Origin of the sequence: Pseudomonas sp. TH21 (assembly GCF_016651025.1) — a bacterium.
GTDB classification, from domain to species: domain Bacteria; phylum Pseudomonadota; class Gammaproteobacteria; order Pseudomonadales; family Pseudomonadaceae; genus Aquipseudomonas; species Aquipseudomonas aylmerensis.
On sequence record NZ_JAEKEQ010000001.1, the window covers coordinates 5,716,898 to 5,729,137 of the forward strand.

12 protein-coding genes and 1 pseudogene are annotated in these 12,240 nt (G+C 50.6%); 9 read left to right on the forward strand and 4 right to left on the reverse strand.

Annotated elements, in window-relative coordinates; genetic code table 11:
• Positions 1-829: 829 nt before the first annotated feature.
• On the reverse strand, positions 830-1,366 hold the full coding sequence (locus tag JFU04_RS25310; RefSeq protein ID WP_201145902.1) for a LasR-specific antiactivator QslA: 537 nt from the start codon (positions 1,364-1,366) through the stop codon (positions 830-832).
• A 531-nt stretch (positions 1,367-1,897) separates the two neighbouring features.
• On the opposite strand from JFU04_RS25310, the gene JFU04_RS25315 reads away from it, so the two are divergent.
• From JFU04_RS25315 to JFU04_RS25325, 3 genes are all read left to right on the forward strand, one after another.
• Complete coding sequence (locus JFU04_RS25315) at positions 1,898-2,197, forward strand: hypothetical protein (protein WP_201145903.1); 300 nt, start codon at positions 1,898-1,900, stop codon at positions 2,195-2,197.
• 457 nt (positions 2,198-2,654) lie between these two features.
• Positions 2,655-3,170, forward strand: a complete 516-nt coding sequence (locus JFU04_RS25320; RefSeq protein ID WP_201145904.1) for a DUF6367 family protein — start codon at positions 2,655-2,657, stop codon at positions 3,168-3,170.
• Between the two features lie 472 nt (positions 3,171-3,642).
• Positions 3,643-5,127 (forward strand): reverse transcriptase domain-containing protein, encoded by a 1,485-nt coding sequence (locus JFU04_RS25325; RefSeq protein WP_201145905.1) that lies wholly within the window; start codon positions 3,643-3,645, stop codon positions 5,125-5,127.
• A 329-nt stretch (positions 5,128-5,456) separates the two neighbouring features.
• On the opposite strand, the gene JFU04_RS25330 is transcribed toward JFU04_RS25325, so the two are convergent.
• Entirely contained in the window at positions 5,457-6,053 is a 597-nt protein-coding gene (locus JFU04_RS25330; RefSeq protein WP_201145906.1) for a hypothetical protein, read from the reverse strand.
• 282 nt (positions 6,054-6,335) lie between these two features.
• Positions 6,336-6,500: a hypothetical protein gene (locus JFU04_RS25335; RefSeq protein ID WP_201145907.1), complete on the reverse strand. Its 165-nt coding sequence runs from the start codon at positions 6,498-6,500 to the stop codon at positions 6,336-6,338.
• A 516-nt stretch (positions 6,501-7,016) separates the two neighbouring features.
• Here JFU04_RS25335 and JFU04_RS25340 point away from each other — a divergent pair.
• The 6 genes and pseudogenes from JFU04_RS25340 (at position 7,017) to JFU04_RS25365 (ending at position 11,149) form a co-directional block, all read left to right on the forward strand.
• The gene (locus JFU04_RS25340) at positions 7,017-7,769 is read left to right on the forward strand and encodes a hypothetical protein (protein ID WP_201145908.1); all 753 of its coding nucleotides are present in this window, start codon (positions 7,017-7,019) and stop codon (positions 7,767-7,769) included.
• Between the two features lie 312 nt (positions 7,770-8,081).
• Positions 8,082-8,396, forward strand: coding sequence for a hypothetical protein (locus JFU04_RS25345; protein WP_201145909.1), 315 nt, complete (start codon positions 8,082-8,084; stop codon positions 8,394-8,396).
• Between the two features lie 28 nt (positions 8,397-8,424).
• The gene (locus tag JFU04_RS30485; protein WP_342389451.1) at positions 8,425-8,982 is read left to right on the forward strand and encodes a pyocin activator PrtN family protein; all 558 of its coding nucleotides are present in this window, start codon (positions 8,425-8,427) and stop codon (positions 8,980-8,982) included.
• 57 nt (positions 8,983-9,039) lie between these two features.
• A pseudogene (locus JFU04_RS25355) lies at positions 9,040-9,248 on the forward strand (hypothetical protein).
• 150 nt (positions 9,249-9,398) lie between these two features.
• The gene (locus JFU04_RS25360) at positions 9,399-9,647 is read left to right on the forward strand and encodes a helix-turn-helix transcriptional regulator (RefSeq protein ID WP_201145910.1); all 249 of its coding nucleotides are present in this window, start codon (positions 9,399-9,401) and stop codon (positions 9,645-9,647) included.
• Positions 9,644-11,149, forward strand: a complete 1,506-nt coding sequence (locus tag JFU04_RS25365) for a YfjI family protein (protein WP_201145911.1) — start codon at positions 9,644-9,646, stop codon at positions 11,147-11,149. Before JFU04_RS25360 ends, JFU04_RS25365 begins: the two co-directional genes overlap by 4 nt.
• A 174-nt stretch (positions 11,150-11,323) precedes the next feature.
• Here JFU04_RS25365 and JFU04_RS25370 read toward each other — a convergent pair whose 3' ends face one another.
• Positions 11,324-12,235 (reverse strand): restriction endonuclease, encoded by a 912-nt coding sequence (locus JFU04_RS25370; protein ID WP_201145912.1) that lies wholly within the window; start codon positions 12,233-12,235, stop codon positions 11,324-11,326.
• Positions 12,236-12,240: the final 5 nt, after the last annotated feature.

Consider the following 12,240-nt stretch of genomic DNA (forward strand, 5'->3'; position numbering starts at 1 on the left):
GAGAAGGCAAAGATCTAGACATCTGAGGCATGCCTGACTGTCAGTCAGGTGCAGCCTTTCCATTGGCTGCGGCACCGGTGCCTGTGTCATTGCGGATGGCGACGAATCGGATTTGTCAGATCGATTGTCGCGAGGAGAGTTGCGGCACTGCCTTGTACAACGTGGCTTGCAGCAGTGGTACGAGCGCCCGTCTCTTTCCAAGAAAAAGAGACGGGCGCGGATTGGCGCAGCGAAGTGTACCAAGAGGTGAGGTTGCTGCAGCGCAGCGAGGTAGGTCCATCGTCTGCCGCAGTGGGCAGATCAGTCGAGTAGGCGTCCATCACTCCTGGGGAGTGATCGTGCGAGCCGCCGGACGCTAATCGCACTGTGGGAGAACCACCATGAAAGTGGCGTAGCCTTGAGGGTTCTGGCTACCTGGGCAGGTGCTGTCAAAGACAGCGATCCGTGCGCCAATTTTTATACCCACTCGAAAAGGCGGTCAAGCGTCACGGCCGAAGCGCTCTGAAAGTGGCGACTGTCGCCACTTCTGTCGCCACGCTCCAGGCCCCGTCCTGCATGGGTTGTCGCCGGCGTCGCCGCTGTCGCCATGCCTACATCCATGCCCAGCGAAAAGTTTCGCACACACACTGAAATGGCGCCGCGCTCGATAGAGATTGCAGGGAATTACTGACGGGTGAAAGCAAGCGTGGCGTTAATCAAATTTGAAAATGGGAGAGTGGAACGCGGCGGTCTAGAGAAAAAGCGAGTGAACCCTCCGATCGGCGCGATCAAAGATCGCTTGATCGGAGGGTTTGGCGGGAAAAGCAAATCTCAAACGTCAATTACAGACTCAGGCATCAAAGCGGGTTGATTGGGAAGTGACGGACTCACGTCGCATGATCAGCGTCTGCTGCAACCGTAGCAAAAAACCGGCTTCAAATGCCTCTTGTGGATCACCTGGACGATAACGCTTTCGGTTCTGAGACAGCGCCCACCATAACGGAAGTGATGAGCCTTCAAGCCAAGTCTCCGCGCAACGAACGCCCTCCTTTATTACCGGCGCCAACTCATCACCCCACGGTGTTTGGATCGCGGGAGCCCCTTCAGCGGACGGGACAGAGACATACTCATGGATCTGTTGATGGACGCTTTGAGCCGGAATGCCAGTTAAATTCCGGAATGCCTTGTCGTACAACACGGCGGCGTCATCCAACAACTCTACTGCAAGCTCAACGTCTTGCGGAAAATGAAGCAGAACACTCTGGGCTCCGTTAAGCCGGAGAGTGGCAGCCTGCCGCAGTTTAATCGCTGCATCTTCAGGGGTAAGCGATGAAGTATCAATGCTGGTAGGTTTGGGGAGGCCGATGAGAAGCGAAAGATCAAACATCGCGGAATCCTCCGAAATAGTTTGCAGCTTGAACCGTTTGGCCCGGGTGGCGCACGTGCTTAAAAGGGGGACAGGTCATTTTCCTTATCTCCTCGGACAGTTAAGGAGCCGTCCACCCAGCCGTTCTGACACGAAATGGGTGGCGGACCGTACGGGGGTCAGAAACCGGCGTCCGAGGGAACCGGCCAGGCCGAAGCCTGCCCCGCACGGACCGCCATAGAAAAGCAGCAGCTAGGCCTCTGTAAGCACCTAATCGCCGGCTATGGCGCTATGCGCCTCGAACAATTCAGGTTCTGACACCCGGCCACGGGATTGACCGCGACGGAACAAAGCGTAAATGCGAAGCCGCGACAACACAAGCATGAGTATCAATACGACTGCATCCGAACAAGCGCTCCGAGCAGAAACTCACGCACATCCGAATTTAGTGGTTATGACAAGCCAGGTACCATGTAATGCCTTCTTATTTCCGAAGCCGTCCACAGTGATAGAATCGGTAACGCTAAACACGACACCCTCTCGAGAAATGTTGTGTCTACAGACCTGACGGAAGAAGAAATGCGTCGGGCGCTATTCGGTGAGCCTCAGGCCACTGCACCGGAACTAGTGATTGAGGAGCCGACGAAGGTAGTGAAGAAAAAGAAATTATCAAAAACCTTTACTTCCAGATTGAGAGTCACCCTGAGGGTTGGGAATGAATTCGAAGGCAAAATGCAAGAGGTCGTACATGAGGCCGATACGCTTAGCTCCCTAGTTGCAGAGCAAGACGCTAGGAGGATAGCGAGGAAAAAATTTAGGTTTGTGGAAGTTATTTCGGTCAAGTCGCTGTAAACGGCCCGTGAACCTCCTTTAAACCGCATTCCATTCTAGAAGTACCTAACCTACCAGATGATGTTGATTGAGGTGTCAAACCTAAAATACGGTAGCTGTTAATAGGCTTTAAACTAACAGGCGATCCAAAATCTCAATGACTCACTGATCGCCAACTCTCTCCGCAGCCCTCGGTAGCGACGGGCGGAAGCAGGCCACGGGCGGACACATCAACGATGTCTATGAAACTAAAAGCGATTAACACTCGGAACCGCCAGCAGGGCATTGGCGGGCCGCAATACTCCAGAGCCCCTACGGTGAGTAAAGAGCAGGCCTCAACTCCGGACGAAATACGTCTCCCGCGCTGATAGCGACAGTGTTTTGCACTCTGAATCAATATATCTCGTAGGCTGCACATTTCAGGGCGATTATCATTACTAGGCGGACATATCGCCACCCAAGAAAGGAATCGAAAAGCATGAGCGTTAATGACAGCTTGAGAAAGCCGCTGGACTCTGAACCAGATGGCCCGTATGGTGAAATTACCGATATCTCTATAATCCTGACTGAGACTGCACTCAGTCGCGTCGGGGTTTCGTTGGAGAGTCATTGGAAGGAGGCGGGAAAAGGTTGGATGTACCGGGTCGATTCAGCTGATCCCAAAATCCCACAGCTACGCCATGTGCATATAGCCAAGATTAAGAATAAATCAGCCAAGAATATGCAAGTTTCGTGGAACGTGGACGGCACCCGGCATGACAAGGCCTCTTTCAACGTTGATCTTAGCAAGCAGAAGTACGTTCGTGAACTGGCAATGAAGGTTTTGAAGCTGAGTGATACCGTTAGCCTAGAAAACGCAGATACTCATAAAATCAACTTTGATCCTCTGCAAAGCGACGTGCCGACAGCTTCAGAGGATGGATCAGAAGTCTATATACGCTTTGGTCACATTGAAACTATTAAGACACGCCTCCCCGCGTGGCTAAGAATATAGAGGCTGTGAGTCGACACTGAAAATTAGCGGTCAGCGAGATGTTGCAGTTTTAGGGTGGTTTTTGACCGATCGCGATTGACCTTTCGGCCAAGGGCGACCTCTATGATAGGCAAAAATGGGCCTATTTTAATCATTAAATATCCTTAGTAGTCTGACGTACCGCCCGATTGATAAATGAGGTTAGAAAAGCCATCGACGCCTTATTGTTATACTGTAACGCCAAAAGCGTATAGAAAATTAAAAGCTTGAAAGGTGCGAGCAAAGCGCTATTATGCTCTGACTCCCCTATGGGGATAACGGTATTGCCTTCTACCGGTTAGCAATAGCCGGTCTTCAGCTGCGAGGACTCGCACTGATGGGGGGGAGGCGTCAAAGCCTTCCCAACCATGTGATAACTTACTTTTACTTGGGTTTATACCGTGGAAAAGCCTGAGTCTAACTTGGGCTTTTTTGTTTTTATGGGAGGAAGATTATGAGGTTAGAGAAACAACTTGAAGTTATAATTCTTGAGGAGGCCGACAAGTTAATTACTCGCTATCATGAATACCATAATAGAGTGCATCTTGAAGCCAAGAGGAATGCAAGACGTCTCGGGGATACTGCGCCCACCAAAAAAATATATACCCCTGACTATTGGGATATCAATAAAAAGTACAATCCATTCTATGTTAGGAGCAAACACAAAAGTATTGCTCGATCAATTGCAAAAAAAATAGAAGATCGTACCTACACTCCGAACAGCCCATACATTAAATCTGTTCCTAAGCCTGATGGCGGTATAAGAAAGGTAGCAATCTACCAAATTCCCGACGCGGCCATATCAAAGATGTTCTTCAATAGACTTCTGGCTAAAAATCGACATCGCTTTAGCTCATTTTCTTATGCCTACCGAAATGACAGGAATGTTCATTTTGCAATACAAGATATCTCCGTTGACCTTCGAAGAAACGAAAGAACATTTTTAGCTGAGTTTGATTTTTCGGACTTTTTCGGATCTATTTCTCATACATTCCTTAAAGACCAGTTCTTAGAGAATGGATTCTTTATCAGCCCAGAAGAAAAATTCATAGTTAATTCGTTTTTGAGAGAGAGAAAGGTTGGTGTTCCTCAGGGTACGTCCATTAGTCTTTTTTTGGCAAATCTGACCTGTTGGAAATTCGACCAAGATTTGGAACGAGAAGGTGTAAAGTTTTCGCGCTATGCCGATGACACAATTGTATGGTCTCCAGAATACTCAAAAATATGTAACGCATTTGGTTATATCAATGATTTTTCCAAACAAGCGGGCGTTAAAATCAACGTTACTAAATCCGAAGGAATATCACTACTAACGAAAGATGGCTTACCATCTGAAATAGTTGCAAAAACGCGTCTAAACTTCTTAGGATATGCTCTTTCAGTTGACAAGATCTCGATTAAAGACACATCACTTAAAAAAATTCAGAAGCAAATCTCATATATTCTCTATCGTAATTTAGTTCAGCCTCTCAAGCAGAAAAGTCTGGCAGGCCAGCGCATACCAGCGAATGATAAAGACGTCAATCTGATGTCAGCCATTTTGGAGGTGCGCAGATATATGTATGGAGGCCTCAGCCATAAACAAATTAAAGATTATTTGTCTGGCAGGGCCAAAAGAATATATTTCAAGGGGGTGATGAGCTTTTATCCCTTGGTCGATGACGCCATTCAGCTAACGATGCTTGATGGATGGCTCCTCTCAGTTATTCATCGAATTTTAAAGTTGCGCTCAACGCTACTCATAAGCCACGGACATAATAGATCGAATCGTTTCCCTTTTAACGCATCTAGAATACAACTTTTAAATACTTGCTCAAAAAATCCATTGCTCGAAATTCCTAGTTTTTTACTAATACAAAAGGCCTTGAAGAAAGGATTGGTTGAGAGTGGCATTGAAAGGGTTATGAATCCCGACTCTCTAAACTATGACTATCGCTGATCGTCGTCCATCGAAGCTAATAGCCTTAGAATTTCGAAAGGGCGGACGGCTGTTTTTGTCCGATAAGGACCAGTTATCTGGCCTAGCTCATACGGCATTTGCGCCTGACTTGATCCTGCGCATGCTCAGCGAATTGTCGCAATCACCGGACGGGGTTAACAGGCTGATCGCACTACTGGCCTGTCAGTCCTACTTAAGAGCGCTGATGCTGTGACCTACATCTCCGCAGAACAAATATGCCGGTACGTCCTCATCCCTTGAGTCTTGATCTTAGCGGTGACTGGCAGTATGCCGCCACCTTACAAAATTTCGCTTAAAGGCACCACAGGTCAACGACGCTTGCCCGTACCGTAGCTACCTGGCAGTGCCCTGCGGCTTGTTATTGTGTCCCATCCGCGAGTTGCCGATGGCGTCATGCTTCTAGAACCGCCCTCCTCCTCGTCAATGTTTCTTAGAACGGCGTCGTAATTGCGCTTGAGGATAGAAAAGTTTTCGATCTCCTCCGCTACCTGCGCTTCTAGTTCCGCGATCCGGTTTTCTCTCACTCCAAGCGCTAGCTCTAGAGCTTCGACTTTCTCGACCTGCTGCTCAGCTATCAGCTTATGCTTCTTTAGGGCGCGATTGCGCTTACCCAGTTTCTCCAATGCACTACTCAGCTCATATTTTGACGAGGCCTTTTGCTCTTCTAAAAGCTGGCTGCTGACCACGCTGTTTTTTTCGTGCAGCTTGAGCAATTTTTTAAAGTCGGCGAATGTGAACTCTACAAAGTCAGTGGCTTTGTCCCCGCCTGGTAGCATGATCGTCGTGAGATTTGTGAATCGCACTGACTCAAGAAACCGGAATTTTTTTTCAGTGAGAACCCCACCACCTTTAGCATCAGAACGGCTCATCCGAGCAACAGTTTTGCCAATAGCTTTGCGAGACATACCACTGCCACCTCGTTAAATTGATAGCTTTGATCATAGCGCGAGGGAGGCTCGAGACACAGTGCTTAACGCCTAGTCAGTCAAGCTATACCGGCCATCCCTCCTAGCATCTGGTCAGTGATCGAGCCGTCACCTATTGCCCCCAACAGATCAGCCTCACGATTGAAGCAGGCCTGCACGAAGGCCCGCACTTGCGAGTGCGATGCCCAGGATCTGCTCGCCCGTCAGATCAACGAAGCCCGTCGCAGCCTGGAAGCTGCATATCCTTGCGAGAGGTGACTATCACCCGTTCCTCGTTATCGAAGCATCTAGCAGCTGTTTGATTCGCGCCGACACATTGATTGAAGTTTCGGCGACCAGCGAGACCTGCTGTGCTGGAAGGATCTGCTGTTGAACAACCCCTACCGGATAATGCTCCTCAAAAACAATTGCAGGCAGCGTGGACATTTACCGTCATCCTTGGCTAGTCGACACGTGCCCTCGCAAGCAACGGGTCACGTTGATAGCTTGGGCACCAAATTTGAAAGCAAATTGATACTACACCGCTCCGCCGTTGAGTTACTGCGAAGGCAACTTAGAGCCAAGCCGCAACTCGCGATTGCTACCTGTTGTTCCGACAGTTGTAAAAAGACCACCGCTTACGATGGATGTGAAGCAATGTTGCCAGATCGACTACAAGCAGGAGTGGGGGTCACTTGAAAATTATTTGTGAGGTATTCCAATTGGTATTCCAATCAAAATAAAAAACCATTATTAATTATAATAATCAATCACATAAAATACCAATTCAGATTACCCCGGCCCACCAAATAAGTTATACAAAACAGGCACTTAGCGAATATCGCAGGTGCCTTTTTTGTGCCCAAAAGGGCAGGTTTGGCTCGGTTATGCCAGCTTAATGACAGCTTGCCTAACGAGTCGCACAGGACTTCTACATTACTGACGAAAATATTGGTGGATCGGATGGAAACCAAAAATAATCCTACTGGTAGACTCCTCGACATACTCGTGGACGTCAGATCAAAAGCGGATAACCACTCAGCTCGAAAGGTATGGGCTTCGGTTTTCGACTGCGATCCGGACAACACATGCGAAATTCTGGGATCGCTTGCGGATCTGATCAAGCTAGTGGCAGAAGCCAAAGACGCAACCGTAAAATTTATACCTGGTGACGTGACGCTGTTTTTGGCGCCCTTCCCAAAGATCGAGTCCATGCTGAGCCGCGTTCACTTCGATACGATTTGGCAACCATCGAAGGCTCAGCTCGATGACAACACAATGTCAGGCCTCGCTTTTGGTAACCTTGCATTAATACCTTTTTACGGCAAAAACGCTCTTAGTGAAGATTTAATAGCCGAGTTCATCGACCAACTGAATGAGCTTCTTCAGCAATGTCTAGCTTCTGAGCTACCGCATGAACTCCAAGAGCTGTTCATTAAAAATCTGGAAGCGCTCCGGCATGCGCTGATGGCGTACAAAATTTCGGGCGCGCGTGGATTGGAGGCTGAGCTAGACAGGACAGTTGGCTCTTTATTTCGACATCATGAAGAGATCAAAGCAGCCTCTTCAGATCCGCAAGCAAAAGCGTACACGACTCAGGTTTTCGATATCATTTCAAAGCTTAACGACTCGGTGCAGTTCGTTCAAAACGCCGTCGTTTTGGCAGGGCCAACTGCAAGCGGCATCGCGCTATTGCTTAACCAGCTCAGCTCCTGACGCAGTTTATGATTGCAACGTAGGCCGGATCTCATCCGCTATCGCAGCAGTATAGGCTGGAGAAGGTCGGACGCCTCTTACTGCGTGGCTTGCAGCGGTTCAATGTCTAAAACTTATCAGTGAGATAGCGCCTGTTTCGACCAATGAATCCGGAATAGGCAGAGGTAGTTATAGACAGCTTTTTGGCCGTTGCGCGCCACGTTAGCGATCTCATAAAACGTGGCGCGGATATGCCAGCTTAATGACAGCATCTGCGATGATCATCTCCTGCATTCGCGCTAAGCTCAGGCGATAATCAGGAGCGGTGCAAAGATGAATGAAAATGCAGAAGGACCTAACAGTTATCATTCACGCGCGAAGGAAGCCGAGGCTTTCGTGACGTCGACCAAAGGCCCAAGACCCGTAGCGAACGAAGTCAAAGACTGCATACTGGCTTCTACGGCTGCGGGGCTAGCCGCGATGACCGCGCTGGCGATTGCAGGCGTATACGGTGAACGCTTCGAATATATAACTATCATCGTCGCAATGAGTGCCGGCGCTTTGAGATTCTTCGTGAGTCGACTTGAGCAGAGAGAGTGGCAAAATGCTTGGATCCGAAGGATGGAACAAACTGCACCGGTAGATTAATGCCGCCGTTATGCGAAGGAGTCGAGCGATGAACACTCTTTTTCTCTTAATGGCTCAATATCATGGCCAGGCGATTGTATCCTTGAGCCGGGTATGCGCCGACTATTTCACTCATCTGACACCAGCAAATCTACGAACAAAGGTCTCCTCAGGTGAGATTGACCTACTGATTGTCTCCATGGAGCTGAACGAAAAAACTGCACGAGGCGTTCATCTGTCGGATCTTGCTGACTACATTGATCGACAGCGAGATAGAGCCAAGCTTGAGTTTGATCGGACGAGGAAGCAGGCTACCAAATCCTTGAGCCAAAAGCCGCGCGAATTCGAAAAACCTGAGGCTGATACATTTTCTCAACCTAGAGAGTCAAATGATCTTAGTCGACAACCGATCCTTTTCATTAGGCTAGCGGAAGTAAAGCGAATTACAGGTATGTCGACTAGTACGATCTACAAAATGGTAAGTCAGAGCACATTTCCACGACAAGTTAAACTAGGTGATCGAGCTGTGGCCTGGGTTAGGGTGGAGGTAATCGAGTGGTGCGATCTTCGAATCAAAAAGTCTAAAATGCTAAAGAGTGAGAACTAGGGATTTAGCAGAACAACCAAAAAAAGCACATCTCTCATCTCAAAAATCGGACCTCCCATGCCCAACTCAGCCCTGCTCCCCACTCTGCTTTACAAGATCAACGAAAATCAGCTCGCGCTCGAGGCAGCCATTATGGATTGTCCAACTGGGTGGAGCAGCAAGGATCGTCAGAAGTCTCCGACAATGTGCGCGGCGCCCTGGACACCATCGACAAGAATGAAGAGCTCATCAAGCTGACGCTAGCGGTGCTGATGGCGCCCGAGTGATAATCAGTCTCAGCCAGCGGTATCCGCGGCTGTCGCCTTTACTTCAACAATCGACAGAAAGTTTTCCGGCGCTTTTTTGGTTTGAAATCGCCCCCCAACTGACCGGACAGGATATTTAATAGGAGTCGACTTACACACAGAGCCCCACACATGTCGACACTTCCCCCCAAGAAATACCTGATCAGTCACACCTCTCTTCAGCACTGCTTTGACAAGAGCCGCTCCGGACTAGAAAAGCTTCGCGAAACCGATGCCAGCTTCCCTCGCCCCATCAAATTTGGCCCGAGCAAACAGGCTGGAGTTTACTTCGTTGTCGCAGAGGTGGAGGCCTGGCTGGAGAGCAAGATCAGCGAGCGTGATGGTGTCGTTCTGGATCTCGCCGGGCGAGAAGACCAATGACTACATACGAGCAGATACCGTCGTTCTTGGCAGAGATGCCCGCGCCGGCACTTGCCGCATACATGAACCCCAACATTGTGCCAAAGCCACTCCCGAGCGGGTTGGCCAGGGTCATGCCCTGGCTTGATGAACTATTGCCTACTGCTCTTCAGGAGTACGTGCGGGATGTTTCTGAGCGTACCCAGTGCCCACCTGATTTTGTAGGGGTCGCGCTTATCGTGGCAGTCAGCACCGTAGTCGGCCGCAAATTCACCGTCTACCCGAAACAACACGATGACTGGATGGTCATTCCCAACCAGTGGGGCGTCATCATCGGGCGACCGTCTGCGATGAAAACGCCGGCACTCAAACAGGCCCTGCTTCCATTGCGCGCATTAGATGCCAAAAAGCGAGAACGCTATAGCCAGGCTCAAGCCGAGCACGAGGCCGCTAGCGAGCTATACGACATGAAGCGCAATGCAGCCAGGGTAAAAGCCAGAAAGCTATACAGTGGTGGTGACGAGAATGCAGCTCAGGCAGAACTGAAACGTCACTCAAGCGAGAACCCACCCCCAATCCAGCGGCGCTACATCGTCAACGACGCAACGGTCGAAAAACTCGGCGAGCTGCTCAACGAGAATCCAAACGGCCTAGTAGTTGAGCGCGACGAGCTGGGGGGCTGGCTGGCAACGATGCAGAGCGAAGACGGCTCGGTTGCGCGAGCATTTTATTTGGAATGTTTCGACGGCAACGGCTCATTCACCTATGACCGTATCGGCCGAGGAACCATTTATATCAAGTCATGTTGTTTATCGTTGATCGGCGGGATTCAACCCTCACGAATTGCGTCCCTTGTAAACGCTGCCGTCAGCGGCGAACTGGATGACGGCCTGATTCAGCGCCTGCAGCTGGCGGTATATCCCGACGATGTTCGAGAGTGGCGCTATATCGACCGTTGGCCGAACAAAATCGCTGCTGAGCGCGTCTCGGAGGTTATCGAACAGCTCGACCAGATACCTGAGGAGCCTCGCTCCGCCCTAAGATTTACCCCAGAAGCCCAGGAGAAGTTTATCGCCTGGTATACCTCCCACATGCAAGCAAGCCGGAGCGATCATCTTCACCCCGCATTGCAATCCCATTACCTGAAAATGCCGAAAACCATTGCAGGCTTGGCCCTCCTATTTGAGCTGATTGAAGGCGGACGGGAAGCCGTGGGCGCTGAGTCTACTGACCGCGCCATCAACTGGGCGAACTACCTAATGAGCCACGCCCAGCGGCTGTACGGGGCGGCAATCAACGCACCACTAATCGCTGCGCGGCTGATTCTGCAGCGCCAGCAGAAATTGCCCGAGCCATTTACTGCCCGAGAGGTGCGCCAGAAGGATTGGACAGGATTAGGCTCGCAGGACGCGGTAAATAATGCGCTCGCCGTTCTAGCTGAACATGACTTCATCGTTGGCTACGAGTTGGCCGGAGAAAAAGGTGGCCGCCCATCGATTCGCTATGTCTGGCGAAAAACGTAGCTCAACCCAACCTTTTCACTAAAAAGACCGGTAGGGCGACCTACAAAACCTACGAAACTTAGTTCTGTAGGTTTCGTAGGTAGCCCTTACCCCTGGCAGGGATAAAAACTGCCACAACAACAGTGATCTCCGAGTTCATACCTACTTGGGTGAGCCGGCTACCTGGGTTGTGACTCACTCCTCTGCGAAGTAGTCGCTGTCGAGCTGCTTCACCTCGTACACCTGCTTAACGCTCACCCCCAGGTTGTTCTCCACCATCAGACGCGCCAGCTCAACACCGTCGATCAGCACCACCTTGATATCCAGCCCCAGCGCTGCAGTACGGGCACCATCGGAAAAGTCCGAAGTGGTGATAAACACGCCCTTTCGCGCTCGCTGACGGGTTAAGGCTCCGATGAACTTGTCGATCTCCGGGCGATGCACCGTGTTGGTCCAGCGCTTGGCCTGCAGGTAGATCACGTCAAGACCGAGCTTGTCTTCTTTGATGATGCCGTCGATACCGCCATCATTGGTCGCTTGAGTCGCCTTGCCGGCTTCCTTGCGCGAACCGCCGTAGCCCATGGCGATCATCAGATCGACCACCAGCTGTTCAAAGAAGCTAGGTGTCGCTGCCCGCACTTGCGCCAGCAGCTCGTCTGCCAGTGACTGCACTAATGCCTGATGCGCTTCGGCCAACTGCTCATCCGGCGTGGTCTCGGAAATCTCAATCTCCAGCGCAGCAGGTAAATCAGCTACTTGAGGCTTGGCGGTATGGAAGTTAGCGAACTCGGGGAACTGCTTTAACCAGCTCACCGTGATGCGCTCCGGCCCATTGGCCAGGGCATCGAGTCCGCGCGGCGTGATCTGCACCATGCCCTTGGCGGGAATGCACAGCAGCCCGGCCTTATTCAGGTAGGTGCGAGCCCAGCCCACACGGTTGTTGATCACCGTCTGATGGCCGGAGGGCAGGCGTTCCTTGCGCTCATCCTCCCTTAGCTGGAACTGATCGGCCACCCGCTCGCGCAACTCATTGAGCGGTAACGGCACGCCGTTCTGCACAGTGGCCAGCACCGGCCGCATCACGCTTTGAAAATCCGGAATTGCCATCAGTA